This window comes from Pseudomonas sp. ZT5P21, from assembly GCF_054897785.1.
Genome location: NZ_CM142705.1, coordinates 3,430,477 through 3,455,911 on the forward strand (window position 1 = coordinate 3,430,477; position 25,435 = coordinate 3,455,911).

Below are 25,435 nucleotides of genomic sequence, written 5' to 3' on the forward strand. Positions count from 1 at the left end.
ACTGCGCAGAACCTCCACTCGGCCTCTCGAGGGGGCGTGTACCTCAAGATCAAAAGCTGAAGGCGAGCTAACGCTCGGCCTGATGAGTGGTGAGAAGCAAAAGCGTACGCGGATCCTTTGTAGGAGCAGCCGGTCGACGCTCGATTGCTCGCGAAAAACGTCCAGACGCCGCTTTCATCCAGACAACCCGCGTTATCGTTAACGACCATCGCGAGCAAGCTCGCTCCTACAGGGGAGATGCGTACGACTGAACAGCCAGGTCGGCTGGCAGGCCGCCTCGGCGGCTGTGGCGGTAGTCGCCCCCTCGAGAGGCTGAGTGCAGGTTCTGCGCAGTGGGCAAACCGGCATGGATGCCGGTTTAGCCGCGCACGGCCATGGATGGCCGATCGCGGCGGGCCCACGGAGCAGGACCGGAGCGAGGGCATGGCGAGCCTAGGCGAGCCACCGAACGAAAGGGGCAAGAGCGCTTGGTTACTTGGCGCTTTTCCAAGTGACTCGCCGTAAGGGCGAAACCAATAGTGGCCGTTACCGCAGAAATGGATATACACCCAAACGCTTGAACAAAGACCTAAGTGATACAGACCGCTGCCCGGACTTTCACGAACGGAGTATCGTAAAACGACTATGAACATCCTCTACGATGAACGCGTTGACGGTATGTTGCCCGACGTCGACAAGGCCGCACTGCTACAGGCCCTGCAAACCCGCTTGCCAGGCCTGGAAGTGCTGCACCAGCAGGAAGAACTCAAACCGTACGAATGCGACGGCCTTTCGGCGTATCGCACCACGCCGCTGCTGGTGGTATTGCCGCGCCATCTCGACGAGGTGCAAGGCGTGCTTCGGCTCTGTCATGAGTTGCAGATCCCGGTGGTCGCCCGTGGCGCCGGCACCGGTTTGTCCGGCGGCGCGTTACCGCTGGAAAAAGGCGTACTGCTGGTGATGGCGCGGTTCAACAACATTTTGCACATCGACCCCGCCGCCCGCACTGCACGGGTCCAGCCAGGCGTACGCAACCTCGCAATCTCTCAGGCTGCCGCGCCGTTCGGCCTTTACTACGCGCCGGACCCTTCATCGCAAATTGCCTGCTCCATCGGCGGCAACGTCGCTGAAAACGCCGGTGGCGTGCATTGCCTGAAATACGGCCTGACTGTGCACAACCTGCTCAAGGTCGACATTCTGACGGTTGACGGCGAACACCTGACGCTGGGCTCCGATGCCCTAGACTCGCCCGGCTTCGACCTGCTGGCACTGTTCACCGGTTCCGAAGGCATGCTCGGGGTGATCACCGAAGTCACGGTCAAACTGCTGCCCAAACCGCAGACCGCGAAAGTGCTGCTGGCGGCGTTCGATTCCGTCGAAAAGGCCGGTCGCGCCGTGGGTGACATCATCGCCGCAGGCATCATTCCCGGCGGCCTGGAAATGATGGACAACCTGGCCATTCGCGCCGCCGAAGACTTTATCCACGCCGGCTATCCGGTGGACGCCGAAGCCATTCTGCTGTGCGAACTCGATGGCGTGGAAGCCGATGTCCATGACGACTGCGAGCGCGTGCGCCAGGTGCTGGAACAGGCCGGCGCCACGGAAGTGCGCCAGGCCAGGGATGAGGCTGAGCGCGTGCGTTTCTGGGCTGGGCGCAAGAATGCCTTCCCGGCGGTCGGTCGCCTTTCGCCGGATTATTACTGCATGGACGGCACGATCCCGCGCCGCGAGCTGCCCGGCGTGTTGCGTGCGATTGCAGCGCTGTCCGCCGAGTACGACTTGCGCGTGGCCAACGTTTTCCACGCCGGTGACGGCAACATGCACCCGCTGATTCTGTTCGACGCCAACCAACCGGGAGAGCTCGACCGCGCCGAAACCCTGGGCGGCAAGATCCTCGAATTGTGTGTGAAGGTCGGCGGCAGCATCACTGGCGAACACGGCGTGGGCCGCGAGAAAATCAATCAGATGTGCGCGCAGTTCAACAGCGACGAGCTGACCGTGTTCCATGCGGTCAAGGCCGCCTTTGATCCGAGTGGTCTGCTCAACCCCGGCAAGAACATTCCGACCCTGCACCGCTGCGCCGAGTTTGGCGCCATGCACGTGCACATGGGCCAGTTGCCCTTCCCTGAGCTGGAGCGTTTCTGATGCGCAGTGAACGGGATATCGATGACAGCGCCGTGCTGCTGGAGCAGGTCAACCAGGCCCTGGAAAACGCTACGCCGCTGCGTATTCAGGGCTCCAACAGCAAGGCGTTTCTGGGTCGTATTGTGGCGGGTGAAGTGCTCGACACGCGCGCTCATCGCGGCATCGTCAGCTACGACCCGACCGAATTGGTGATCACCGCCCGCTGTGGCACACCCCTGTCAGAACTGGCGCAGGTGCTGGATGAGGCGCAGCAGATGCTGCCCTGCGAACCGCCCTCCTTCGGTGACGACGCGACGGTCGGCGGGATGATCGCCTGCGGGCTGTCGGGTCCGCGACGACCATGGTCAGGCTCGGTGCGCGACTTCGTCCTTGGTACACGGGTCATCACCGGGCATGGCAAGCACTTGCGCTTCGGTGGCGAAGTGATGAAAAACGTCGCCGGCTATGACCTTTCGCGTCTGATGGCGGGCAGCTTCGGTTCCCTTGGCGTGATCACCGAAGTCTCGCTCAAGGTTCTGCCAAAACCGCGGCAGTGTCTAAGCATCAGCCTGGAAATGGACAGTAATGGCGCCTTGCTGCGCCTCGCACAATGGGGCCAGCAACCGCTGCCGATCAGCGCCGCCTGCCACGACGGGCAGCGCCTGCACCTGCGGTTGGAAGGTGGCGAAGGTTCGGTGGCGGCGGCCCATGACCGATTGGGTGGCGAGCGGCTGGACAGTGCTTATTGGGCGGATCTGAACGAACATCGGCTGAATTTCTTCGACGAGGATCAGCCGCTTTGGCGCTTGTCCGTGCCGCACAACACCGCCCGGTTGTCCCTGCCTGGCCGGCAATTGATCGATTGGGGCGGTGCCCAGCGCTGGCTCAAGTCTGACGCCGAAGCGGCGTTCATTCGCAAAGTCGTCGATGAGGTTGGCGGCCACGTCACCTGCTATAGCCACGGCCTGATCGACAGCCCGTTCCAGCCATTGCCTGCCGCATTGATGCGCTATCACCGCAGCCTGAAGCAACAACTCGACCCAAGGGGCATCTTCAACCCCGCACGCCTGTACGCGGAGCTTTGAACCATGCAGACGACCCTGAGCGAAACCGCCCGGCACCTGCCCCGCGCTGAAGAAGCCGAAAGCATCCTGCGCACCTGCGTGCATTGCGGGTTCTGCAATGCCACGTGCCCGACCTATCAATTGCTCGGCGATGAACTCGATGGGCCACGGGGTCGCATCTACCTGATCAAGCAGGTGCTGGAAGGCAACGAGGTCACGCAGAAAACCCAACTACATCTGGACCGCTGCCTGTCTTGCCGCAATTGCGAAACCACCTGCCCCTCCGGCGTCGATTATCACAACTTGCTCGACATTGGTCGCGCGGTGGTCGATGCGGCGGTTCCGCGTTCCATCGATCAACGACTGTTGCGTGAAGGATTGCGCAGCGTTGTGCCCAATCCGGGACTGTTCAAGGCGCTGGTCAGCAGCGGTCAGGTTTTTCGGGCGCTGCTGCCCAACACCTTGCAGGCAAAGTTGCCTCGTCATGTTTATCGCGCCAGACCTCGCCCCGTCACGCGCCACGCCCGCCAGGTGCTGATGCTTGAAGGCTGCGTGCAACCAAGCCTGTCGCCCAACACCAATGCGGCGGCTGCGCGGGTGCTGGATCGACTGGGGATCAGTGTCACTTCGTGCAGTGAGGCGGGCTGCTGCGGCGCCGTGGATTATCACCTCGACGCACAGGCCGCCGGACTCGACCGCGCCCGGCGCAACATCGATGCGTGGTGGCCGAGAATCGAGAACGGCGCCGAAGCCATCGTGCAAACCGCCAGTGGCTGCGGCGCCTTCATCAAGGACTATGGCCATTTACTCGAACGCGACCCGGCCTATGCCGACAAGGCGAAAAGGGTCAGCGCGCTGGCCCTGGATCTGGTGGAAGTGTTGCGTGACGAACCGCTGGAAACACTCGGCATTCACAGCGACCAACGCCTGGCCTTCCATTGCCCCTGCACGTTGCAGCACGCGCAAAAACTCGGCGGCGCGGTGGAAACGATGTTGGCTCGCCTCGGTTTCAACCTCACGACCGTGCCCGACAGCCACTTATGTTGCGGTTCGGCGGGCACCTATTCGATCACCCAACCCAAACTGTCTCGGCAACTGCGCGATAACAAGCTGAACGCGCTGGAAAGCGGACACCCCGACGTCATTGTCACGGCCAATATCGGCTGTCAGTCCCACCTCGACGGTGCCGGCAGAACCCCGGTCCGGCACTGGATCGAACTGGTCGAAGCCGCGCTGCCCTCACCGATCACCGGAGAAACCCCATGAAAAGCAAAGCCGTTCTGAGTCAGGCCGAAGTCAGCCAGATCCTCGCTGCCGCACGCACCGAAGCACAGAACAACCAATGGGCCGTGACCATCGTGATCGTCGACGACGGTGGCCATCCCCTCGCCCTCGAACGCCTCGATGGTTGCGCGCCCATCAGCGCTTACATCGCCACCGAAAAGGCCCGCACCTCGGCTTTGGGCCGGCGTGAGTCCAAAGGCTATGAAGAGATGGTCAATGGCGGGCGCACGGCGTTTTTGTCGGCGCCGCTGCTGACGTCCCTGGAAGGCGGCGTGCCGATCATCGTGGAGGGTCAGGTGATCGGCGCGGTCGGGGTGTCCGGCGTCAAGGCCGAGCATGATGCGCAAGTGGCGAGGGTTGGGGCGCAGAGTTTGCATTGATCGATCGTTCCCACGCCCCGTGTCACTCGCTCAAACCTTTCAGGTCAACTGTCCGGTTCGATCGTTGAAAACGATGTAAAGCGGGTCAAGCCCTGACTCGACGGGAAATACGAGGATGTAATCGTCAAACCGGTCATGCGTCCGGTCTGCAAAGGCTTCAATGGTCGGTGCTGGCGCAGAGTGAACAAACCCTATGCGGCGCAGTTGGGCTGACTCCAGGGAAACCGGGGCCGACCAGTGAACGGCAACCGCTGCCGCACCCTCGGGGGTAAAACTGAAGCTCTTGAGGTGCTGATCCTGCTTCACCGCTCTGACCCTGACGCCGGAGATCGAAGGGCATCCCCTGCACGCTGTGAGGTAAACCTGCGACAGCGATTTGATCTCGCGCAACCCCTGGAACATTTTGCCGGGTTGGGCCGGGACTATCGCGGTGCTCATACGAAACGGTAGATCGACCTCGGCCCGGTTCGCGGCCAGGTGTTGCCAATCCTGACCTTCGATGGGCAGAAGCTCGGCCAGGGGCACGCTCAAACCGTAAACCTGAGTGTCTGCCCGACTGGAAAAGGCGAAACTCAATACGGCAGCCTGCCGGTTTCCAGTGTCCGGTTCGCCTGAGGTGTTCTGCCAGGAAAACTCCGCCACAACGGAGCGTATCGCTTTAAGCAGAGCCTCCCGTTGGGACACCAACAATGCGGGCGAACCGCCTGTCAGTAAAAGATCGGGACGCTTATCGGCAAAAGCGAGCGAAGCGCTGATCGTGTGCATCGTTTGTGAAGAACTACGCGAATGAATCAAGTGTTGCTGCGCCGCGGTCAGCAGTGCTTCCGCTTCATCATGCAGCGTGCGATGTCGTTGAGTAATGCTTGCCAGTCGGGTGATGTAGCGATCGTGGGTGGCGTTGATCTGCTGCACAAGGCTCTGCCATTGCGCTTGCCCGGATTGCGCATAAGTCAGGTTGCGCTGAGCGCCGCTTTGGACAAACGCCACTCTCATTTTCCAGAACTCAAACTTTCTGACGGCTATCAGTGCTTCATGCTGGGCATGTTCCAGGGTGCGGATACCTGCTTCCTGTTTGGGGATGTCCCGATGAGTGTTCTTTTGACTTTGAAGGTTCTTGATCTGCTGCTCGAAATGGCTGAAAGCCTCTTCAAGAACCTGCCCTGAGACCGCCACATCTGCCATGATTTTGTCGATTTCTGCCAGACTCCTGGCCAAAGGGGTTAGCGGCGCAACAGGTATTTTCGCGACTGGAACATCCTCGCCTTTGAAAGCCGGAATTCCTTGCTGGTGATGCCATGTCCTGACGTGGTGTAAAACGGCTTCCGGGCTGTTGGAGTTGTATTTGTCCGTCGGGTAGAACAGCAGATCTGCCCCTCGGGGATGACCGACGATCCGGTCGAAATGGTTGATCAGTTGGTCATGATCCGGTTTGGATAAATCAACGGCCCAGATTCTATTGACCAGTGCCTGGAATTCCAGTGCTGTGTAATCGTGAAGTGTTGCTTTAAGTTCCAGCTTGAGTTCTTCCTTGTTCTTTCGCACGACGAAGACAGTGCACCTGCTCACTCCTTATGAGCAGGTGCCATTTTAGTATTGCGGGTATAGGTTATTCCGGCTTGAATCCTGGTTTGTTGTTGGCTGCGCGCCATTCTTTGACTTCTTTCAGGATGCCTTCGGGGCTGTCTTCCTGGCCTTCCTTTGGGTAGAAGATGACGTCTGAACGGTCTGGATGTTCTGATACCACCTCAAAATGCTCCACGCGTTCAATCGAATATTTATCAAACTCGTCCCCTGTTAAACCTTCCCCTCCATCAAAAAGCTCTCTCAGGAACTCCAAAAATTCAGACTCTGTGTAATCTTCGAGACGTGTAGTGTTTTTCATAGTTAATTACCTCCTTTATGTACCAGAACATGCCGTCTCGGCGTCATCACGGCAATATTTTCCATGTCGTAAACCGCCCCTCCCTGTGCAATCTCCAATTGATGATGAAGCTCGAATTTGACTCGACCTCCATACTGGTCATTTACGCTCGGGTAAGGCGCCAGCCCCTTGCGCATAAACTTTAGATTTCTAGCACTGAATTGTGTGTTCAAGCTCATGTCTGCCGCGACCGCCATCCAAAATGCCTCCCTGAATCGATGGAAATTGGCAAACTCCTTTCCTCTTAATTGGTCCGCAATCTGCCCAGGTATTGGGGCTCCTGCCGCACGCGTGGCTTCACCTAACCATAATCCTGAAACCGGCATGCCGAACCCTGTCGCAACACCCGGATCATCCCGTCGATCAAGAAACAGAACATCCGGAGAAGGCAGATCCATATCCCCCGGAAACCCAGGAATACTCGCACCAGCCTCCCCTTCGTCAACCGCCGGAAACGTCTCGTTTTGCGGTAGGACCGGGATGGCCGGGTTGCCGGTATAGACCACTGGGACGGTGGGTGCGATTGGCGATGTCGTCGAACCCAGATGTTCGCTACCCGGCGGCACCAACGGTGTCCAGGTGCCAACAGGCGGAATCGGCCAGGGCACAACCGCTGGAACGATGCCCAACCACCCTTCGGCACTTTGCGGCGTTTTGATGCTGACTTTGTCGAGATTGAAAGGATCGGCCCAGAACTCCGGCCGCTCCTGATATCGCAGTTCGAACTCGCGGTTTTCACCTACCCAGGTGCTTTTCGGCGCGTACGGGGCGAAACCTTGTGCAACACGTTTTTTGTTCACCTCATCGAGTTGACTGGTGAGCGTCGCGTGTTCACCAAGCGTTCGCCACAACGCCTCATCAAACGCCCCGAACGACTTGAACTCCCTGCCCCGGAACTGATCGCCAATCTGATTCGGGATCGCTGCGCCTGCTGTCTGGCCTACGCCTTTCCACCAATTAGCCGTCGGCGGTTGACCGGTTCCGGTGACAACACCAGTGCCCATGGGCGGAACGTTGAAGGACAGGTATGTCGGCGGCAGACCAGGAACGCAGACAATGCAATCCTGAATGCGCCAATCAACACCCGTCGGAATATCCTGAATCTGCGGTTCCGTGACGGTCAGACGAGTCTCGCTGACCAAGGTCGCTTGAGGCGTGACGTCTGGGGTGAACTGCACATGCCTGGCCGGCGATCCAGGAACCTCGGCGGTGTAGACGCCTGTCTGCGGGTCGAGCACTGCATTCACGACCGGGACGCGAGCGTCGATATCGCCACCCGTCGCGGCGACAACGATCGCGGTTCCTTGCGGTGTCGCTACAGGTTTGAGCCGGTATTCAACCTCTACCGAGCCGCCTGCGTCGGCAACGGACTGCAGTTCTTGAGGGTCATGAGGTTCGAGTGCGTGAGCGGGGACTGCGACAGCCTCAAACAATCGATGTCGTTGCTCGGGAGTCAACTCGCCGTTGCCCAATTCTCGAGTGGGATAAAGCACTCCCGCCATAAACAACGCAGCATGCGGCCGCGTGACCGTGCTCAAGACGCTGCCTATGATGGTGGTTGCGCGCGTTACAGCGGTCACCAGCTTTTGTACGTCAACCCATTCGACGCCGTGGCTGGGCAATACCCCGGCAGAAAGCGCTGACGATGTGGCAGGTAATTGAAAGGTGTTGGCCTGCCTGCCCCGTTCGAGGCGAGCATCTTCGTCAACCTGTTGCTTGAATCGAACCCGCGCGTCACGTTGCTCGGCGTGCTGTCGATGACGTCCCAAAGTGCCTCACGCTCACGCCAGACGATGCTCTGTTCTGCATGGTGAGCAGCCAGCACGTTGGACTTGTCGTGGAGCGCGTCGAGTTGCGTTGACAGCAACCGGGCTTCATGAGCCGCGTTGTAGGCGGCTTCCCAAAGCTGATGGCCACTCTGGAGCGCATCACCGAACTGCTCGAGTCGGGTCAGGTAATCGTCTGCGGTGCGCGTGAGTGGATCGTGCCCGTCGAATGCTGCGGCAATCGCGTTTCTGTCGTTGAGCTGTGCGGTTTTTTGGGTGATCAGGCCATCGATTTCGTTCTTGTCTTTTGTGATGAGATAAAGCTGCCAGCGTTCACTGTGCTGACCGTCATGGTGGCGTCTGGCCCCAGAGATTTCGTGTTCAAGTGATTGCGTGAGTTGTTCGGCCTTGGCTGTAAAGCTTCGGTCAAGCTCGGTGCTGAAAGTGCTGTGACGTTGTGCCAGTGCCGCGAGCAGTTGCTGTCGCGACTGGATGCGGGCTTGTTCCTGCGCTAGCGCCGCAGCGTCGGCCTTGCCTTTCGCTGCCTTTTCTTCGCGTGCCTTGTTGGCGGCTTTCCTTAGCGCTTTGGTCTTTGAACTGACGCCACCAAAACTACCGGAAGCGCCAACCCGATTACCTCCGCCACTCCCGCCACCCCAGCCGCCGCCGGAAGCAGGTGGGCCGGACCTGATGTTGACGTCACCTGACGTTCCATCGTTGAATCGTTGTGCCATACAGTCTCTCCTTGTCTGTAGGGCACAGCTTGTAGATGGGGGAATGGCGAGGTGCGGTACATATTTATCGCGCGGAATTTATTTCGAGGATTGGCGCTTTCTGAACGCCTACAAAAAGACCTGTTCGTACGCTTAACTGACAAGGGATCGTCAATGTCAAAGAGGAAGCGCACCGATGACCCGTCTAACTGCGAAAGACTTAGCCCCGGAACTGCTCGAACTCTACGACTATTACGCCCACGGCAAGATCAACCGCCGCGAATTCCTCGACCGTGCGGCGTTGTTCACCCTGGGTGGTTTGACGGCCAGCGCGTTACTCGCTGCCCTGAGTCCGGATTACGCACTGGCCGAGCAGGTTGAATTCACCGACCCGGACATCCTCGCCGAGTACATCACTTACCCTTCCCCCAAAGGCAACGGCCCGGTCCGCGGTTACCTGGTGCGCCCGGCCAAAACCACCGGCAAGGTGGCGGCGGTGGTGGTCGTGCATGAAAACCGTGGGCTTAACCCGTACATCGAGGATGTAGCGCGGCGTGTGGCGAAGGCGGGTTTCATCGCCCTCGCTCCGGACGGACTGACATCGGTGGGCGGCTATCCCGGTAACGATGACAAAGGTCGGGAGCTGCAGGCGACCGTTGACCCCGAAAAACTCATGAACGATTTTTTCGCGGCCATCGAGTGGCTGATGAAACACGATGTTACCAACGGGAAAGTCGGGATCACTGGTTTCTGCTACGGTGGCGGCGTGGTCAATGCTGCGGCCGTGGCCTACCCGGAACTGGGCGCTGCCGTGTCCTTTTATGGCCGGCAGGCAGAGGCGAAGGATGTCGCTCGAATCAAGGCGCCGTTGATGCTCCATTACGGCGAACTGGATACGCGCATCAACGAAGGATGGCCGGCCTATGAGCAAGCTTTGAAGGCGGCAGGAAAGACCTATGAAGCCTACATCTACCCTGGCGCCAACCACGGATTCCATAACGACTCCACGCCTCGATACGACGAGGCCGCGGCGAAACTGGCCTGGGACAGGACGCTGGGGTGGTTTCGGCGTAATCTGGTTTAGCGTGGGCGCGTTGAGTGGACATTGGTTTTTATAGCTGCTCCCAAACCTTTACAAAGAGTCGAGTGCCATGAGCGACACTGATTTTTTACCGGCAATGCCTCCACCCTTCAGCATTGTTCTGGTCAACTACAAAACCATCGAAATCACCCGAATTTGCCTGGATTTGTTGCGTCAGCACCTGGCCGGCAGCAACATCCCGATCTGGGTGGTCGATAACGATTCTGCCGATGAAAGCACCGAGTATCTGCGGACACTGGACTGGATCAATCTGATCGAGCGCACCGCTCCCGGACCGGAGCACGGTCATATAGCGCATGGCAAGGCACTCGACCTGGTGCTGGAACGCGTCGAAACCGACTATTTGTTTCTTCTGCACACGGATACGTTTATTTTCGACAAGAATGTCTTTTCGATGATGTTGAACAAATGCACCAAGGACCCGAACGTTGTCGCCGTCGGCTGTGTAGAACAGATCAACCGCGGCACTGCGAGAACTCTCTGGCGCTTTGGTTCACGACTGGTAAAACACCATGTCAGACGCCTGAAGCTGTCCCTTGGATTACGTTCCAGAGAACCAAAGCCCTACAGGGAAGTGTATTTGAAAAGCTTCTGTACCTTATGGAACTGCAAGCTGATGAAACAGCACGGCATGCACTTCCTGATGGATGATCGCGTACCCGGTTATACCCTTCAGGACCGCATGACCGAATTAGGCTACGTTGTTGAAATGCTGTCGGCGCGCCAGATATTCAGCTACCTCGACCATATTCAGGCCGGCACCGTCGCGGCCGCTGGCGGCTACGCAACAACGCATCGACGTACGAAGATGTACAACGACATTCTCAAGCGCTTGAACAACGACAGCGGTCACGTCTCGTCATCACAAAGCAAGTAATGCGCGCGACGCTGCCGGAAGGTATCACCAGGTCGTTATGAACAATTTATTGGAGCGTTAATGACACCCATCACGCAGACACTGCCCATCGTCGTTACCCCGGAGCTTGATTTCGACCAACAGGCCGCCACCTCATTGGGTCAGTCACTGGCGGAGACTTACAATACGGCCACCCCCTTCCCGCACATCGTCATCGACGACTTCTTGCCGCAAGAGCTGATTGCAAGTATCTGCTCGCACTTTCCCGTCGAGCCGACCAGCAACGAAATGCTCTACGAACGCGGCTACAAGGGGCAACACAAACGGCAAATCAGCCCCAACGAATGCGACCCCTGTTTGAAGACGATTTTCAATGCCTTCAACTCGGCGCCCATGTTGCAGTTTCTTGAAAAACTCACCGGAATCGACGGCTTGATACCCGACCCCTACTTTACCGGCGGCGGACTGCATGAAACGAAAAAGGGTGGTTTTCTGGGGGTACATTCGGATTTCAGACTCAACAAGAAGCTGAACATCGAGCGCAGACTGAATGCGATTATTTACTTGAACAAGGATTGGCAGGAGGCGTATGGCGGCAACCTGGAACTATGGGATGTCGAGATGAAAACCTGCCTTAAAAAAGTCCTGCCGATTTACAACCGTTGCGTCATTTTCAACACCGATAAAGACAGCAACCACGGCCACCCGGAGCCTTTAACGACGCCGGACCACATTACTCGCCGGTCCATCGCGCTTTACTATTACACCGCGGCGACTGTGGCGGCCGATCCCACGCAAAGAAACAAGACCCACTACAAGCCAAGGCCCAAGGATCGTTTGAGCCTCAAGTACTACCTCAACAAACTCATCAGGAAAAAGAACTGACAACTGCGGCGCTACCCCACCACATCAATCAACTGCTCGCGCTGCGCGCCGGTCAGCATCGGGCCGAACCCGGCACCGGCGTTTTCCGCCATGTAACGCGGATTGCCGGTGCCGGGAATGACGCAGGTCACCGCTGAATGGGCCAGTAAAAACTTCAGCGCCAGTTGCGCCCAACTGGTGACGCCCACTTGCGAGGCCCAGCCCGGCAGCGGCTTGCCTTTCAACCGGGCGAGCAAATCACCACCGCCGAACGGCCGATTACAGATCACCGCCACACCACGTTCGCGACACAGCGGCAGGATGCGCTTCTCGACGCCGCGATCGTCCAGCGCATAGTTGATCTGCAAGAAATCCAGCGGCTCGGCTTTCAGCACCGCTTCCACTTCGTCATAAGCCGACGCGGTGTAATGGGTGATGCCGATGTAGCGAATGCGCCCTTCTTCCTTCCATTTGCGCAGGGTCGGCAAATGGGTTTTCCAGTCCAGCAGGTTGTGAATCTGCATCAGGTCGATCCGGTCGGTCTGCAGCAGTTTGAAGGATTGCTCCATTTGCGCGATGCCTTCTTCGCGGCCACGGGTCCAGACTTTGGTGGCAAGAAACGCATGGGAGCGCGGCTTGTGGATCGACAGCAGTTCGCCGGTGGTCTGCTCGGCGCGGCCATACATGGGCGAGCTGTCGATCACCGTCCCGCCTTTTTCGAACAACGCGCTGAGGACGGCGTGCAGGTTCTTGTAGGCCGGATCGGAAGGCGCGACATCAAAGCCGCGATAGGTGCCGACGCCGACAATCGGCAATGGCTCGTTGCTGGAAGGAATGGCGCGGGTCAGCATGTTCTTGCCTCCTGTTTCCTTTGACGGCTCGGTAGCTGCAAAGGCCGGATCGAAAGTGAGCACCGCCGAAGCACCGGCAGCCAGCGTGAGTATATGTCGACGTGTGTATCCGTCAGTGTGGCTCATGGTTGTGTTCTTCCACAGCTGGCTAACGTGAACCCGATGCTTGAGACGACACCGATCAACTGTAGGAGCGAGCTTGCTCGCGAAAAACGTCAGGACACCGCGTTCATTCTGACTGCACGCATTAACGTTGACGTCCATCGCAGGCAAGCCAGCTCCCACCGGGAACGCGTACACCTGAAATCAGGTCGGCTGGCAGGCCGGCAGTTACTTGGGGCTTATCCAAGTGAGTCGTAAAAGCAAAACCAGGTGCGGCGCTGTCGTTCAACTACACTCTGACAGCGAACAAGCCGATACGGTTTTCAGGCCCTGTACAGTCAATGCCACCCACTAACGTTAGCCGAATGTCGCGCCTCCTGATGTATCTCATCGTCATCGTTGCCGCGCTATACCTGGCGCTGTGTCTGGCGCTGTTCGTGTTCCAGCGCGCCCTGATCTACTTCCCGCAACCCGCCGCGATCGTGGCGCCCGAAACGCTGCTCACGCTATCGGTGGCGGACACGCAGGTGCAGGCCACCGTCAGACCGCACGACGGGCCTAATGCATTGATATATTTTGGTGGCAACGCCGAGGACGTTTCGCGAAACCTGCCGGTATTCTCGAAGGCGTTCCCCGACCACGCGCTCTATTTGCTGCACTATCGGGGTTTCGGCGGCAGCACCGGGTCGCCTTCCGAGGAAGCGATTTCACGCGATGCCATGACGTTGTTCGACAAGGTCTACGACACACATCCGCACATTGCAGTGGTGGGTCGCAGCCTCGGTTCGGGCGTCGCCGTGCGCCTCGCCAGCCAGCGTCCGGCCACGCGCTTGATCCTCATCACACCCTACAACAGCCTTGAAGATCTCGCTGTTCGCCAGTACCCGATTTTCCCGGTGAAGTGGCTGCTGCAGGACAAGTTCGAATCGTGGAAATACGCCGCGCATATCTCGATACCGACACTGCTGCTCGCGGCCGGGCAGGACGACATCATCCCGCGTTCGAGCACGGAAGAACTCTACGGACATTTCGCCAAAGGTGTGGCGACCCTGAAGGTCCTTCCGGACGTGGGGCACAATTCGATCTCCGACAGTCCCGAGTACTTGAAGCTTATAGAGGACGGGTTGTAGGTCACCCGATCATTTGCGCGCCAGCTTATAGCGCACGCAATCTTCGTAGAAGCTCTGCCGCAGCGCCGCGGGTTTGATCCGAGAGGGGCTGTCGTAGGTTTGTTCGGTAATGCCCATCGCCATCATGCGCATCCAGGCCTTGCTGAACTTGTAGGTCTGCAATTTCTGACGAGCGGCGTACAGTGAAACGCCCGCAAGCTTGAGTTCCTGGGCTCTTGCTGCGGTGCCCGCGCCCCAACTGCACATATACCGGTCATTGGTTTGAAGCTCTTTGGCTTGGGCCGAGATGGCGATGCCTGCCAGGCCCAACGAAATCAGTGCAATCCATACATTGCGCATTTAAAGCCAGCCCTAACCACCTGAAAGTAAAGTGATTTTGGCGTTAACTTTGCGGGTCCGGGGCCAGCAAAATGCCTTACATCCATTACGGGAGCTGTCGCTGCCGTCAGGCGCATGGCAATCAGGCGCTCGAAGACACTTTTACTCGCAGTACGAGAAGGCGGAGTGCGCTAGTGATGCACCCGGTTACGCCCATTACGCTTGGCTTGGTAAAGCGCGTCATCGGCACGGGTCAGGAGGCTGTCCGGGCTCTCACCGGATTGCGCGAAGGCCACGCCGAAGGACGCCGTGATCGTATCGAGCACCTTGCCGTCGACACGCGCCTTGATCCGCAACGACTGGATTTTCACCCGCAGTTGCTCGGCAAAAACCCCGGCACTCGCCAGGTCGGCGCAGGGCTCCAGAATCACGCAGAATTCTTCGCCACCGTAACGCGCGGCCGTGGCGTGGGGTGGCAGCGAGCTGCGCAGTACCTGCCCGACATGTTGCAGGACACGGTCGCCCAACGGGTGACCGTACTGATCATTGAATTGCTTGAAGTGATCGATATCCAGCATGACCAGCGCCACGCCTTGGGCGGTATTGCTCAGCGCCTGCTCCAGCAAACGGGTGAAGGCGCTGCGGTTGAGCAGTTCCGTCAGGCCGTCGAGTGTCGCCGCCAGTTGTGCACGTTCAAGTTTGCTGCGCAGGCTTTTTATCTCGCTCTGGGCCGAGTGCAACTGGGAGAGGAAGCGTTCCTGCTGGTTTTGCATGAGCTGGGTGCTCTCTTGCAGTTCACTCAAAATATCCGGCAAACGCTCGTTGCTGGGCAACTCAAGCAGCTCCAGGCAACGTCCCAGGCTGCTTTGAAAGTTGAGATTGCCCTCAACGCTGCGCGACACGTCGCGCTGCATGTCATCCACCAGATTGATTGCCTGTTGCTGCCCGGCGCTGGCTTCCGCCAGTTCGTCGCGAATAATGTACTCGCGAAACAGCCGGGCAGCGGATTCCGGCGGAAAACCATCGAAGTCTTTGACGACCCGATCCAGGTGACGATTGAGCTCGGGGTCCAGGCCTTTGCTGTAGGTGTACCAGAGCGCGTAATGCACGGGATTGGGTGGGATGTTGTGACGAACCATCAGCGGGATGGCTTGTTTGAGCAGCGCCGCGGCCTCGCGGGAATCTTCCGGATACAGCGCCAGGGCAGTCGCACGCGTCTCTATTTGGCTCATGACATCACTGTGATTGTTTTATGAATGGCAAATGCAAACGCTGTGAGCATAACCAGACGCGTGGCAAAGGGCTATGCCCGTGTGCAGTGAAATGCAAAAGCCGCGGCGCTATGCCTCACATTCCCCTGTAGGGGCGAACTTGCTCGCGAAAGACGTAAACGATAACGCGTGCTTGCTAAATAAACGCGATGTCCAGACGTCTTTCGCGAGCAGGCTCGCTGCCACAATGGTTCGGTGTACATCGTAAGAACAGGGTTGACTGTAAGAAAGCCATCCATTTCAGGCATTGCTTCATTCTGGCCGCCGCACCGCCCTCACCTTTCCACTGCCACCACCGCCACAAAAGAACTGATCACCGCCATCGGATTCAAGTCCCGACACGCCGACACCGACCGGCATCCTGATGCTATGCAGCACTTCCCCGGTTTCGCAATCAACGCGGCGCAGTTCGCTTTCTTCTCCTTCCCACGTGCCGTGCCATAGCTGCCCTTCAACCCAGGTCACTCCGGTGACAAAACGGTTGGACTCGATCGTGCGCAAAATCGCTCCGGTTTCGGGATTGATCTGGTGAATTTTCCGATCGCGATAGCGGCCGACCCACAGCGTTCCTTCAGCCCACGTCAGCCCGGAATCATTGCCACCGCCGGGTGCCGGGATGGAGTTGAGCACCTTGCCGGTCTGCGGGTCGATTTTCTGGATGCGGTCGGCGGCGATCTGAAACAGATTTTGGCCATCGAAAGCCGTACCCGCATCCGCGGCGACATCAATTGAACGCAGGGTCTTGCCGCTGGCCGGGTCGAGGGCCATGAGTTTTTCGCCACTGGCAAACCAGACGCGCTCACCGTCCCAGGTCACGCCATGCACGCTGTCGACACCGGTAAACGGGCCGTACTCACGGAGGATTTCTGCGGTTGAGTGTTTCATCTCGGTTTCCTCTTCTGGGGTTCGCACTCATCCTAGTCACTCGGCAGGAGCGCCGGGAGTAACAACGTCGTCGTGCAACCCGGCACCGGAGGTGCCATCCAGCGCCGTGTGCGTCCAAGCCCGAATGACTGCACCTTGCCGGCTGCCGCCAGCGCGTCGAGTGTGCGTTGCACGGTGCGCTGACTGGTGCCGAGCGCCAGCGCCAGAGCCGAGCTCGACCACGATTCACCGTCGGCAAGGAAGGCAAACAGCGCCGCGTACTTCTCTTCGACGGGTTGCGCCAGCACCACAACGTCGGATGAAACCAGTGCCACCAGGGCAAAGCCATGTCGGGTGGCGATGACGCCGGCCAAAGGTTTCAACGCCGCGCGCAACCGCCCGATCTCAACGCGCAACCGCGCTCGATGGGATTCATCAGAGAGCTTCAGGCGGAACGCCCGGTAAATCAGGTTTTCCCTTGATACGTCACTCGGCCAGGCTTCGGCCAACGCCCGAGCGAGGGTGAACAACACCGGTCGCGTGGCGAGAGAGACCGACATGCCGGCGCCGCGCACGACGTACCGGCACGCGTCCACCACCAGCGAGGTTGAACCGAGCAAGGTTTCAACTTCTTCCAGCAGTAAAGGTCGCTCTTCACCATGGACAATCAGGCGCGCTGCCGGAGTGTTCAGGACGAGGAATGCGTTTTCGACCTCTGCAGTGAGCGCCGGGATTGCGGCCTCACGCGCAGCGTGCCCGGCCCTCGTCAGGGCATGACGTGCCGTCTGTGATTGCAGACGCCGGATGGCAATCCCCGCCACCACCAGTTCATGGGCAGCGCGCAGTGCCGGTGGCATCGGTGCAGGATCAAGCGTGACCAGCAGAACGTGAGCCTCATCGAGCCGCCCGATCAACAACAATCGTCGAATCTGCAGATAGCGTGCATGAGCCGCGTTGACGCGGTCACCGCGCGCCTCAAGTGTCACCCGCGCCGCCTCGAGCGCCTTCACCGGCCAGCTCAGGTTTCGCGATGCCAGCGCGATTTCCGCCTCGGCCACCACGCACCGCGCCCGCGCCAACGTCTCCTTTGGCCCGAAGGCACGCGTCGCACGCTTGATCAGGACCTTCGCCCGAACCAGATCGCCGAGCTGCGCCATCGCGATGCCGCGCAACGCAAGCGCTGGCGCATCGTCGCGCAACGCCACCCGGTCCAGCGCCCCGAGCGGATCACCTGCCGCCAGTGCTCGCGCTGCTACAGTGATCAATGAGTCCATGGGAGTGGCGCCACGGTTGTCGCTCCTGCCGTTTGATAACCTTGGTTAGTCTAGTCGCGCGGCGTGATGAGGACGGGGCCGGGATTTTCTACGCACGTCGGTTCCTTGATGAACAGGGCTTTCAGGAACAAGATGTTTCCCAGAATAAATGGCGGTTCCGCCACGTCGAACCGACGAACACCGTCGTGGCCGCGATCAGCAAGCAACGTCACTGCATCATCAAACTGCAAGGTTTTGAGGAGAAATGACATGAACGCGTATCAGCCTTTGAATTGTGATCTGCACGACTATCTGGAGATCGCCTGCCTGCGCGGATATCGACTGCATGTCGAGTTGATGAACAGCGAAAGCCTGACGGCCAAAGCGCTGACGACGCGAACTTCCAGCGATAAGGAAGAGTTTCTCTGCGTTGAAACGGCTGACGGTCAACAGGAGATCCGCCTGGATCAACTGCTGGCCATAACGCCGCTGGACGACAATGCGCAGTTCGGGCGCATCGTGTTGCAGGGCACGGTCTGCGCCTTCTAGCCTCGGGTTGCTCGGCCCTGAGTTCGGGTCGAGCAAACCGCCGATCAACCGGTGTTCAGCAGCAACGCGTCGTGCAGCTGCGTTTGCCGTAGCGTGCTTCCTGACGCTCGCGGAAGAACGCTGAATAACTCATGACCGGCTGGCCCGGGTGATTCAGCGCCATCTGCGCGACGTAATTGTCGTAATCCGGAACGCCGACCATCAGGCGCGTGCTCTGGCTGAGGAACCTGAAGGCATGTTGCAGTTTGCGGAACATGGCAAAAGTCTCGTGTGGTGTTGGGACGGTCCCATGAAACCGCGCTTATGTATCTGCAATGTGTCCACGCTGGGGCTATTTGTAGCCTGGACATGCTGCACGTAGCGTATGCACGACCCCGGAGCGGTCATAAGCCGCGTCATTTCTACGAGTCCAAAGAAAGATTTTGCCTATCAAGCCCTAACACTCCCCCTATTAGCTGACTTCCCCACTGGGGTCTAACCTTAGTCTGCGCTGGCGTCACAAGCCGGCCGGATCAGCGCTGGAAAGGAGACAGGAATGAGCCCGAAGCTTGACTAGGCCCCCGTGGGTCACCGCGCAGGCAATCTGATTGCCGCTGTTCAGAATCCCCCGCGTGGTCACCTCAATCAGTTGATCCAACTGCTGGCCCTTCAGCCTATGTCATTGATCTCGCTCATCGCTGTTTAACGCCCGCTTCGGGCCCGATAGCCGGATGAACACGACCGAAGGTAGCTCGCACATGGCAAATGAATCGAAATGCCCGTTCAATCACGCCGCTGGCGGTGGCACGACCAACCGTGACTGGTGGCCGAACCAGCTGAATTTGAAAATCCTGCACCAGCACTCGTCGCTGTCGGACCCGATGGACGAGGGCTTCAACTACGCCGAAGCGTTCAAAAATCTCGACTTTGCGGCGGTCAAGCAAGACCTGACTGCACTGATGACCGACTCGCAAGACTGGTGGCCGGCGGACTTCGGTCACTATGGCCCGCTGTTCATTCGCATGGCCTGGCACGCCGCCGGCACTTATCGCACCGGCGACGGGCGTGGCGGCGCCGGTTCCGGCCAGCAGCGCTTCGCCCCGCTCAATAGCTGGCCGGACAACGTCAGCCTGGACAAGGCGCGCCGGCTGCTGTGGCCGATCAAGCAAAAGTATGGCCGCAACCTCTCCTGGGCGGACCTCATCGTCCTCACCGGCAACGTCGCGCTGGAATCCATGGACTTCAAGACCTTTGGTTTTTCCGGCGGCCGTGCCGACGTTTGGGAACCGGATGAGGACGTTTACTGGGGTTCGGAAAACAAATGGCTGGGTGGCGATTCCCGCTACGGCAAAGAAAACGAACCGATGCAAGAGCCAGGCGAAGGCCCGCTCGTGGCCGAGCCTGGGGAAAACGAGGAAAGCCGTACCGAACAGGGGCGCAACCTGGAAAACCCGCTCGCCGCCGTGCAAATGGGCCTGATTTACGTCAACCCGGAAGGCCCTGAAGGCAACCCGGACCCGGTCGCGTCGGCCAAGGACATTCGCGAAACGTTCGGACGGATGGCGATGAACGACGAAGAAACCGTGGCCCTGATCGCCGGCGGCCATGCGTTCGGTAAAACCCATGGCGCCGGGCCTGCCGACAATGTCGGCGCCGAGCCCGAAGCGGGGGGTCTCGAAGCCCAGGGCTTTGGCTGGAAAAACAGTTTCGGCACCGGCAAGGGCCCGGACACCATCACCAGCGGACTGGAAGTGACCTGGACTACCACCCCCACAAAGTGGAGCAACAACTACCTGGAAAACCTGTTCGGCTTCGAGTGGGAACTGAGCAAGAGCCCGGCCGGCGCGAACCAGTGGATCGCCAAGAACGGCGCTGGCGCCGGGACCATTCCGGATGCACACGACCCGTCCAAGCGGCGTAATCCAACGATGCTGACCTCGGACCTGGCCCTGCGCTTCGACCCGATCTATGAACCGATTGCGCGACGCTTCCTCGAGAACCCGGATCAGCTCGCCGACGCGTTTGCCCGCGCCTGGTTCAAGCTGATCCACCGTGACATGGGCCCCCTCTCCCGCTACCTCGGCCCGGAAATGCCCAGCGAAGAACTGCTGTGGCAGGACCCGATTCCGGACGTTGACCATGCACTGGTCAACGACAGCGACGTGGCCGCGCTCAAGAGCAAAGTCCTCGCCTCGGGCCTCAGCGTCGCGCAACTGGTATCAACAGCGTGGGCGGCGGCTTCGACCTTTCGTGGCTCTGACAAACGCGGCGGCGCCAACGGCGGCCGCCTGCGCCTGGCCCCGCAGAAATTCTGGCAGGCCAACCAGCCTGAGCAACTGGCCAACGTGCTGGGGAAACTCGAAAGCATTCAGAGCGAGTTCAACGGCCAGGGTGGCGGCAAGAAAATTTCGCTGGCCGACCTGATCGTGCTGGCCGGCAGTGCCGGTGTCGAGCAGGCCGCGAAAAATGCAGGGCACAGCGTGACGGTTCCGTTCACACCGGGACGGATGGACGCCTCGCAAGAACAGACCGACGTGGAATCCTTCGGCTTCCTTGAGCCTATCGCCGACGGTTTCCGCAACTACACCAAATCCCGCTACCGCGTATCGCCCGAGCATTTGCTGATCGACAAAGCGCAACAACTGACCCTCAGCGCACCGGAAATGACCGCGTTGATCGGCGGCCTGCGTGTGTTGAACACCAATGTCGGACAAACGAAGCATGGCGTTTTCACCCAGCAGACGGAGGCGTTGACCAACGATTTCTTCAAGAATCTGCTCGACATGGGCGTGGAATGGAAACCGGTCTCGGAGGCTAACGATGAGTTTGAAGGGCGGGACCGCAAAACCGGTGAGGTGAAATGGACCGGGACGCGGGTTGATCTGGTCTTTGGCTCGCATGCGCAATTGCGTGCGTTGGCTGAGGTCTATGCCTGCAGTGATGCGAAGGAAAAGTTTGTGAAGGACTTCGTGGCGGCTTGGACCAAGGTGATGAATCTGGATCGGTTTGATTTGAAGTGACATCGTAAAAACTGCAACGCCTCTCAAGTCAGATTGTGTGAATACGCATTCTGAAGGCCAAGAAAATGCCCCGACTTGTTCGGGGTGTTTTCTTTTTGTGGGTGTAACATTCGGCGGAAGTGCGCCAACACCAACCGCCTTTCGGTAAGTGCAGCAATCGCCAGCAAAAATGTGGAGCAACTTATCAGCAGCGTCCTTTAATCGGGAGTTAGCTTTCAATAAAAAATGTTTCCCCCAATCGCTCGTTGCCTGAAATGACCAAAGTCGCCTTTTCTCGACTGCTCATCGAGGCTCATCTCCTGATATCTGAAGTCTTATTCCTACGTTTATCTCGACGACGTTTCGAGTTGTTTCACGGGAATAATATGAAACAAATTGTCAATTGAACTGTGATGGCGCGAAATTATAGAAAAGAATTGTTTTCTAATTGTGAGAATAATCCTCTACAAATTTCTGGAGGTCGGGAATGGAATTCGACGTCATTGTTGTAGGTGCAGGAGCAGTGGGTGGGTCAATCGCGTATGAATTGTCCACCCGAGGGCTGAGTGTCTGCCGGGTCGGTGAGATTGATCGTACAAATGCAGCGTCAAAGGCTGCTGGGGCGATGAATGGATGTTTCGGGGAAGTAACCAGCGGTCTACTTGCAAGTGATTTTGGTCGATTGAAATTAGACATGGATCGAAAAGCCCAACGCCTGTGGTCAAGTTGGGCGCAGCGCCTGGCAATTTCTTCAGGTGATTCTAGTTCGTTATTTACCGCTATCGGGACCCATGTGCTGCTCAATACCGCCGGCATGGATGAGGTGGACAGCGTTAACTACGACACCATCGAGAGTACCCTACGTGAGTATGGTGAACCGTTCGAAATTGTTGATCCACGCCAGATGGAGTGGCTTAAGCCCAACCATCTGGTTCGTCCTCTGAGAGGGTTGTACATTCCAAACGAACATTCAGTGAATTCGCATCTTTTACTGGAGAAACTGGATGCTGCATTTGTCACCGAAGGCGGCACTCTGAAAAATGAAAATGCTAAGCGAGTGTTGGCTGAGGGTGGTGTAGCAACGGGTGTCGAGTTGTGCAGTGGGGAGGTTCTCTGGGCAAGGAAGGTTGTGGTTGCCGCAGGCGTTCAATCTCTGGATTTGCTCAGCGATTTCGACGAACTCGTGAAGAAAATACCACCGCTGTTCAGTGGTTACGGCGTTTCCATTCTCGTAAAGATGCCAGAAGGGGTCGATTTGCCGAGTTCGGTCATACGGACGCCAAATCGTGCCTTTGCATGCGGCTTACACTGCGTCCCTCGTGGGGATGGAGTCTTGTATCTGGGGGCAACTAACATTATTTCGGAGCGGCCAAAGCAACAGGCTCTTATATCAGATGTTCAGTTTTTGCTTGATTGTGCTGTTGACCAATTGAACCTGGACCTTCATGGCGCTGACATAATTTCCATACAAGTTGGCAACAGACCAATTCCAGCAGATGGTTTCCCATTGATTGGTGAGTGCCGCATCGAAGGTCTTTGGCTTGCAACAGGTACCTACCGGGATGGCCTGCACCAATCGCCATTGTTGGCGCGGTATATAGCTGATTGTCTGACCGATATAGAGACTCCCGATCTAGATCTCAGCCCTTTCAAACCAGTCCGTGCGCCGTTATCTGGGTTTGCCCGCGAGCATACGGTCAGGGAAACGGTGCAGCAGATGTTTGCCACTGGATATGAGTATCGTTGGGATATAAAGCCTTATTGGTTTCCTCTGCTGGATGAAGGGCTGTCGCGTAATTATGAAAAGCTGATAAATGACTTGCATCCGTCATTTACGCCTCCGCCGGAGTTGGTGGCATTCTCCTATCTTTATGAGTCAATCTTGAAAAGACTTTCGCAGTATTACAAGGAGTGGTCATGAGTCTTACTGATCGTGAGTATCTTGCTATTAGTCAAGCGCGGACCTTGTTGCAGGAATCTGGCATCTGGGACTTGGAAGAAGATTTAAGTTGTCTTATAGATCGCTATATCGAACGGGTGGATAAAGGTCGTGCGCTCGAAGAATTTATGTTGGCGGTTCAAGAGCGCTGTAACCGAATTCCTCTCGGGCATATTGTTGGCATGGTGGAGTTTGACGAAATGCCGCTGGTGGTAGGTAGCGGCGTGTTTATCCCTCGTCCTCACAGCCAAATCATTCACAAGTGGCTGGAGACCAGCGGCGCGCTGCGATCGGGAGCGAGTGTTCTCGATTTGTGTGCTGGAAGTGGCGCGATTGGCCTGGCGATCGCACGGCGCAGACCAGACCTGAAAGTGACATGCGTGGAGTTTGATGATTTAGCGGTGCAGTACCTCAAGCGCAACATCGACCGGCTTGCCTGCAAAGGGATACGAGTCAATCACTTGCAGGCAGACATTCGCGACGAACAGGCATTTAGGCGATTCACACATGAAGTTGGTTTGATTGTCGCTAATCCTCCGTACGTCCCACAGTCCCAAGAGTTGCTGCCTGAATGGAGTGATCACCATCCACAGGCGTCAGTCTATTCCGGGGCCGATGGTCTTGAACTGATACGGCAAATCATCTCACTCGCGAACCAGCTACTAAGTCGCGAAGGTTGGCTAGTCATTGAGCATGGCGAAGAGCAGGCCCAAGTGGTACGCGAACTGTTTAAGCAGAATCAGCTGACAAATATTCAGACGATAATCGATACGGAAGCGTCCGATGCGTCGGGCAGTTCAGTAATGACTGTCGGATGCAAATCTCGTTGATTTTCATAAAGGAGTTTTAGCAATGGATGCGCAAACTAAACAAGACTGGATGAGCGTTCGTCGCGGTAACACTACTGGTGCGCTGGCGAAGGCTTACGAGGAAGGACTGACAGGTTTTACCGTTGCGCGTCGTGTGGGTAAGGACATTACCTTGCAAGACGGAGGTACGTTCACAGAGTTCGTTTCCTGTTCGTACTTGGGCTTAGAAACCCATTCGGCATTGATCGACGCCGCACACCACGCTATGGAAACTTCCGGACTGCACCTGTCGGCTTCTCGAAGTGCAATGCGCCCGAGTTACCTGCCTCAACTAGAAGAGTTGCTTGGTCAGGTTTACAGAGGTAGCGGCGTCGCGGTGTTTACCTCTACCAGCAGTGTCCATTTAGGTGTTTTACCGTTGCTGGGGAGTGGTTCGTTGAGTAGGTATCCGGTCAAAAAACGAATCCACTGGCTGATGGACAAAACCGCCCATGCTTCGATGCAGGTGCTTAGGGGGATTTTGGAGCAGTTCGGTTCTGTTTCTAGAGTTGAGTCCACCAATCCAGAATCGCTGACAAGAGCGCTGAAGGACTGCACCGACAAAGATGAGACTCCTGTGCTTTTGATCGATGGAATTGGTTCGATGAGTGGTCTTGTACCCATCGCCGAGCTCTCTCGGCAGCTAGAGTCGGCGCGGGGATACCTATACGTAGACGATGCTCATGGTATTTCGATCGTCGGACGTCATGGTGCGGGATATGCCTTTTCAGCGGTTGATCACTCGTTACCAGCAAATATTATTCTGGCGGGGTCTCTCTCCAAGGCCTTTGGTGGCTCGGGTGGTTTTGTCGTGGTTTCGGATCCACGGGATATTGAAGTTATTCGAACCCTGGCGAATCCACTGATATTTGGTCATTCCATTATGGTGCCCATGCTGGCGGCGAACGTTGCCTCGGCGAAAATCCATCTCAGTGAAGAGCTCGATGTACTGCAACAGCGACTTTGGGAAAACGTCAGCCTTTTAGATTCCCTCACCGATAACCGGTTGCTCAACGCAGGTATTCAGTCACCTGTCAGAGGAGCCTTCTTTGAGACAGAGGAGGCCGGTCTGCAGGCTGCGAGAATCCTGCGTGACCAAGGCATGCTGCTCTTCCCGGTGTTTTATCCAATTATTGCCAAAGGCAAAGCGATGCTGCGTTTTGCGATATCAGCAAGCCACAGCGACAAAGACATCAGGTTGTTAGGGGGGGCTCTGGAGGCTATGACGAGCAAAGGGTTATGGACGCCTGCTATCAATGAACTGGATCACGCCTGACTG

At 57.7% G+C, this 25,435-nt stretch carries 24 protein-coding genes; 13 read left to right on the top strand and 11 right to left on the bottom strand.

Annotation, left to right across the window (positions count from 1 at the left end; translation table 11 throughout):
• The first annotated feature begins 624 nt into the window (after positions 1-624).
• The 4 genes from glcD to ACYZT9_RS15970 are packed head-to-tail and all read left to right on the top strand — an operon-like array spanning position 625 to position 4,831.
• Positions 625-2,124, top strand: coding sequence for a glycolate oxidase subunit GlcD (gene glcD / locus ACYZT9_RS15955; protein ID WP_462006386.1), 1,500 nt, complete (start codon positions 625-627; stop codon positions 2,122-2,124).
• Positions 2,124-3,188, top strand: a complete 1,065-nt coding sequence (glcE, locus tag ACYZT9_RS15960; protein ID WP_462006387.1) for a glycolate oxidase subunit GlcE — start codon at positions 2,124-2,126, stop codon at positions 3,186-3,188. Before glcD ends, glcE begins: the two co-directional genes overlap by 1 nt.
• A gap of 3 nt (positions 3,189-3,191) precedes the next feature.
• Positions 3,192-4,433, top strand: a complete 1,242-nt coding sequence (gene glcF, locus ACYZT9_RS15965; protein ID WP_462006388.1) for a glycolate oxidase subunit GlcF — start codon at positions 3,192-3,194, stop codon at positions 4,431-4,433.
• A complete protein-coding gene (locus tag ACYZT9_RS15970) occupies positions 4,430-4,831 on the top strand; it encodes a heme-binding protein (protein WP_462006389.1) in 402 nt (133 codons plus the stop codon). The genes glcF and ACYZT9_RS15970 overlap by 4 nt, the downstream gene beginning before the upstream one ends.
• A gap of 39 nt (positions 4,832-4,870) precedes the next feature.
• Here ACYZT9_RS15970 and ACYZT9_RS15975 read toward each other — a convergent pair whose 3' ends face one another.
• The 4 genes from ACYZT9_RS15975 to ACYZT9_RS15990 form a co-directional block, all read right to left on the bottom strand.
• A complete protein-coding gene (locus tag ACYZT9_RS15975; RefSeq protein WP_462006390.1) occupies positions 4,871-6,373 on the bottom strand; it encodes a bacteriocin immunity protein in 1,503 nt (500 codons plus the stop codon).
• 64 nt (positions 6,374-6,437) lie between these two features.
• On the bottom strand, positions 6,438-6,713 hold the full coding sequence (locus tag ACYZT9_RS15980) for a bacteriocin immunity protein (protein ID WP_462006391.1): 276 nt from the start codon (positions 6,711-6,713) through the stop codon (positions 6,438-6,440).
• Positions 6,714-6,715: 2 nt separating this feature from the next.
• The gene (locus ACYZT9_RS15985) at positions 6,716-8,290 is read right to left on the bottom strand and encodes an S-type pyocin domain-containing protein (RefSeq protein WP_462006392.1); all 1,575 of its coding nucleotides are present in this window, start codon (positions 8,288-8,290) and stop codon (positions 6,716-6,718) included.
• 38 nt (positions 8,291-8,328) lie between these two features.
• On the bottom strand, positions 8,329-9,252 hold the full coding sequence (locus ACYZT9_RS15990; protein ID WP_462006393.1) for a hypothetical protein: 924 nt from the start codon (positions 9,250-9,252) through the stop codon (positions 8,329-8,331).
• A 175-nt stretch (positions 9,253-9,427) separates the two neighbouring features.
• On the opposite strand from ACYZT9_RS15990, the gene yghX reads away from it, so the two are divergent.
• From yghX to ACYZT9_RS16005, 3 genes are all read left to right on the top strand, one after another.
• Positions 9,428-10,315, top strand: coding sequence for a YghX family hydrolase (yghX, locus tag ACYZT9_RS15995; RefSeq protein WP_462006394.1), 888 nt, complete (start codon positions 9,428-9,430; stop codon positions 10,313-10,315).
• Positions 10,316-10,382: 67 nt separating this feature from the next.
• Positions 10,383-11,210, top strand: a complete 828-nt coding sequence (locus ACYZT9_RS16000; protein ID WP_462006395.1) for a glycosyltransferase — start codon at positions 10,383-10,385, stop codon at positions 11,208-11,210.
• A gap of 60 nt (positions 11,211-11,270) precedes the next feature.
• The gene (locus ACYZT9_RS16005; RefSeq protein WP_462006396.1) at positions 11,271-12,074 is read left to right on the top strand and encodes a 2OG-Fe(II) oxygenase; all 804 of its coding nucleotides are present in this window, start codon (positions 11,271-11,273) and stop codon (positions 12,072-12,074) included.
• Between the two features lie 11 nt (positions 12,075-12,085).
• Here the strand turns inward: ACYZT9_RS16005 and ACYZT9_RS16010 are convergent, their stop codons facing one another.
• Positions 12,086-12,904, bottom strand: a complete 819-nt coding sequence (locus ACYZT9_RS16010) for an aldo/keto reductase (RefSeq protein ID WP_462010237.1) — start codon at positions 12,902-12,904, stop codon at positions 12,086-12,088.
• A 443-nt stretch (positions 12,905-13,347) separates the two neighbouring features.
• Between ACYZT9_RS16010 and ACYZT9_RS16015 the strand changes: the two genes are divergently transcribed.
• Positions 13,348-14,136: an alpha/beta hydrolase gene (locus ACYZT9_RS16015; protein ID WP_462006397.1), complete on the top strand. Its 789-nt coding sequence runs from the start codon at positions 13,348-13,350 to the stop codon at positions 14,134-14,136.
• Between the two features lie 9 nt (positions 14,137-14,145).
• On the opposite strand, the gene ACYZT9_RS16020 is transcribed toward ACYZT9_RS16015, so the two are convergent.
• The 5 genes from ACYZT9_RS16020 to ACYZT9_RS16040 all read right to left on the bottom strand — a co-directional run bounded on the left by ACYZT9_RS16020 (position 14,146) and on the right by ACYZT9_RS16040 (position 18,114).
• Positions 14,146-14,475, bottom strand: a complete 330-nt coding sequence (locus ACYZT9_RS16020) for a hypothetical protein (protein WP_462006398.1) — start codon at positions 14,473-14,475, stop codon at positions 14,146-14,148.
• A gap of 170 nt (positions 14,476-14,645) precedes the next feature.
• Positions 14,646-15,686 carry a GGDEF domain-containing protein gene (locus ACYZT9_RS16025; RefSeq protein WP_462006399.1) on the bottom strand — a complete coding sequence of 347 codons (1,041 nt, stop codon included), beginning with the start codon at positions 15,684-15,686 and terminating at the stop codon, positions 14,646-14,648.
• A 291-nt stretch (positions 15,687-15,977) separates the two neighbouring features.
• Positions 15,978-16,610, bottom strand: a complete 633-nt coding sequence (locus ACYZT9_RS16030; RefSeq protein WP_462006400.1) for a Vgb family protein — start codon at positions 16,608-16,610, stop codon at positions 15,978-15,980.
• Positions 16,611-16,642: 32 nt separating this feature from the next.
• Positions 16,643-17,863, bottom strand: a complete 1,221-nt coding sequence (locus tag ACYZT9_RS16035) for a helix-turn-helix domain-containing protein (protein WP_462006401.1) — start codon at positions 17,861-17,863, stop codon at positions 16,643-16,645.
• 50 nt (positions 17,864-17,913) lie between these two features.
• A complete protein-coding gene (locus ACYZT9_RS16040; RefSeq protein ID WP_462006402.1) occupies positions 17,914-18,114 on the bottom strand; it encodes a hypothetical protein in 201 nt (66 codons plus the stop codon).
• Here ACYZT9_RS16040 and ACYZT9_RS16045 point away from each other — a divergent pair.
• Positions 18,113-18,391, top strand: a complete 279-nt coding sequence (locus ACYZT9_RS16045; protein ID WP_462006403.1) for a Rho-binding antiterminator — start codon at positions 18,113-18,115, stop codon at positions 18,389-18,391. The two genes, ACYZT9_RS16040 and ACYZT9_RS16045, sit on opposite strands and share 2 nt — an antisense overlap.
• 55 nt (positions 18,392-18,446) lie before the next feature.
• On the opposite strand, the gene ACYZT9_RS16050 is transcribed toward ACYZT9_RS16045, so the two are convergent.
• Positions 18,447-18,647 (bottom strand): YbdD/YjiX family protein, encoded by a 201-nt coding sequence (locus ACYZT9_RS16050; RefSeq protein WP_462006405.1) that lies wholly within the window; start codon positions 18,645-18,647, stop codon positions 18,447-18,449.
• Between the two features lie 481 nt (positions 18,648-19,128).
• On the opposite strand from ACYZT9_RS16050, the gene katG reads away from it, so the two are divergent.
• The 4 genes from katG (at position 19,129) to ACYZT9_RS16070 (ending at position 25,432) form a co-directional block, all read left to right on the top strand.
• On the top strand, positions 19,129-21,390 hold the full coding sequence (katG, locus tag ACYZT9_RS16055; protein ID WP_462006406.1) for a catalase/peroxidase HPI: 2,262 nt from the start codon (positions 19,129-19,131) through the stop codon (positions 21,388-21,390).
• Between the two features lie 466 nt (positions 21,391-21,856).
• Positions 21,857-23,290 carry an NAD(P)/FAD-dependent oxidoreductase gene (locus tag ACYZT9_RS16060; RefSeq protein ID WP_462006407.1) on the top strand — a complete coding sequence of 478 codons (1,434 nt, stop codon included), beginning with the start codon at positions 21,857-21,859 and terminating at the stop codon, positions 23,288-23,290.
• The gene (locus ACYZT9_RS16065; protein ID WP_462006408.1) at positions 23,287-24,138 is read left to right on the top strand and encodes a HemK/PrmC family methyltransferase; all 852 of its coding nucleotides are present in this window, start codon (positions 23,287-23,289) and stop codon (positions 24,136-24,138) included. Before ACYZT9_RS16060 ends, ACYZT9_RS16065 begins: the two co-directional genes overlap by 4 nt.
• A 22-nt stretch (positions 24,139-24,160) precedes the next feature.
• Positions 24,161-25,432 carry an aminotransferase class I/II-fold pyridoxal phosphate-dependent enzyme gene (locus ACYZT9_RS16070; RefSeq protein WP_462006409.1) on the top strand — a complete coding sequence of 424 codons (1,272 nt, stop codon included), beginning with the start codon at positions 24,161-24,163 and terminating at the stop codon, positions 25,430-25,432.
• The last annotated feature ends 3 nt before the right edge of the window (positions 25,433-25,435 follow it).

What these genes read in the sequence shown, in the direction of transcription:
- glcD (WP_462006386.1), top strand. Translation starts at nt 625, where the DNA reads ATGAACATCCTCTACGATGAACGCGTTGACGGTATGTTGCCCGACGTC.
- glcE (WP_462006387.1), top strand. Translation starts at nt 2,124, where the DNA reads ATGCGCAGTGAACGGGATATCGATGACAGCGCCGTGCTGCTGGAGCAG.
- glcF (WP_462006388.1), top strand. Translation starts at nt 3,192, where the DNA reads ATGCAGACGACCCTGAGCGAAACCGCCCGGCACCTGCCCCGCGCTGAA.
- ACYZT9_RS15970 (WP_462006389.1), top strand. Translation starts at nt 4,430, where the DNA reads ATGAAAAGCAAAGCCGTTCTGAGTCAGGCCGAAGTCAGCCAGATCCTC.
- ACYZT9_RS15980 (WP_462006391.1), bottom strand. Translation starts at nt 6,713, where the DNA reads ATGAAAAACACTACACGTCTCGAAGATTACACAGAGTCTGAATTTTTG.
- ACYZT9_RS15990 (WP_462006393.1), bottom strand. Translation starts at nt 9,252, where the DNA reads ATGGCACAACGATTCAACGATGGAACGTCAGGTGACGTCAACATCAGG.
- yghX (WP_462006394.1), top strand. Translation starts at nt 9,428, where the DNA reads ATGACCCGTCTAACTGCGAAAGACTTAGCCCCGGAACTGCTCGAACTC.
- ACYZT9_RS16000 (WP_462006395.1), top strand. Translation starts at nt 10,383, where the DNA reads ATGAGCGACACTGATTTTTTACCGGCAATGCCTCCACCCTTCAGCATT.
- ACYZT9_RS16005 (WP_462006396.1), top strand. Translation starts at nt 11,271, where the DNA reads ATGACACCCATCACGCAGACACTGCCCATCGTCGTTACCCCGGAGCTT.
- ACYZT9_RS16010 (WP_462010237.1), bottom strand. Translation starts at nt 12,904, where the DNA reads ATGCTGACCCGCGCCATTCCTTCCAGCAACGAGCCATTGCCGATTGTC.
- ACYZT9_RS16015 (WP_462006397.1), top strand. Translation starts at nt 13,348, where the DNA reads ATGCCACCCACTAACGTTAGCCGAATGTCGCGCCTCCTGATGTATCTC.
- ACYZT9_RS16020 (WP_462006398.1), bottom strand. Translation starts at nt 14,475, where the DNA reads ATGCGCAATGTATGGATTGCACTGATTTCGTTGGGCCTGGCAGGCATC.
- ACYZT9_RS16025 (WP_462006399.1), bottom strand. Translation starts at nt 15,686, where the DNA reads ATGAGCCAAATAGAGACGCGTGCGACTGCCCTGGCGCTGTATCCGGAA.
- ACYZT9_RS16030 (WP_462006400.1), bottom strand. Translation starts at nt 16,610, where the DNA reads ATGAAACACTCAACCGCAGAAATCCTCCGTGAGTACGGCCCGTTTACC.
- ACYZT9_RS16035 (WP_462006401.1), bottom strand. Translation starts at nt 17,863, where the DNA reads ATGGACTCATTGATCACTGTAGCAGCGCGAGCACTGGCGGCAGGTGAT.
- ACYZT9_RS16045 (WP_462006403.1), top strand. Translation starts at nt 18,113, where the DNA reads ATGAACGCGTATCAGCCTTTGAATTGTGATCTGCACGACTATCTGGAG.
- ACYZT9_RS16040 (WP_462006402.1), bottom strand. Translation starts at nt 18,114, where the DNA reads ATGTCATTTCTCCTCAAAACCTTGCAGTTTGATGATGCAGTGACGTTG.
- ACYZT9_RS16050 (WP_462006405.1), bottom strand. Translation starts at nt 18,647, where the DNA reads ATGTTCCGCAAACTGCAACATGCCTTCAGGTTCCTCAGCCAGAGCACG.
- katG (WP_462006406.1), top strand. Translation starts at nt 19,129, where the DNA reads ATGGCAAATGAATCGAAATGCCCGTTCAATCACGCCGCTGGCGGTGGC.
- ACYZT9_RS16060 (WP_462006407.1), top strand. Translation starts at nt 21,857, where the DNA reads ATGGAATTCGACGTCATTGTTGTAGGTGCAGGAGCAGTGGGTGGGTCA.
- ACYZT9_RS16065 (WP_462006408.1), top strand. Translation starts at nt 23,287, where the DNA reads ATGAGTCTTACTGATCGTGAGTATCTTGCTATTAGTCAAGCGCGGACC.
- ACYZT9_RS16070 (WP_462006409.1), top strand. Translation starts at nt 24,161, where the DNA reads ATGGATGCGCAAACTAAACAAGACTGGATGAGCGTTCGTCGCGGTAAC.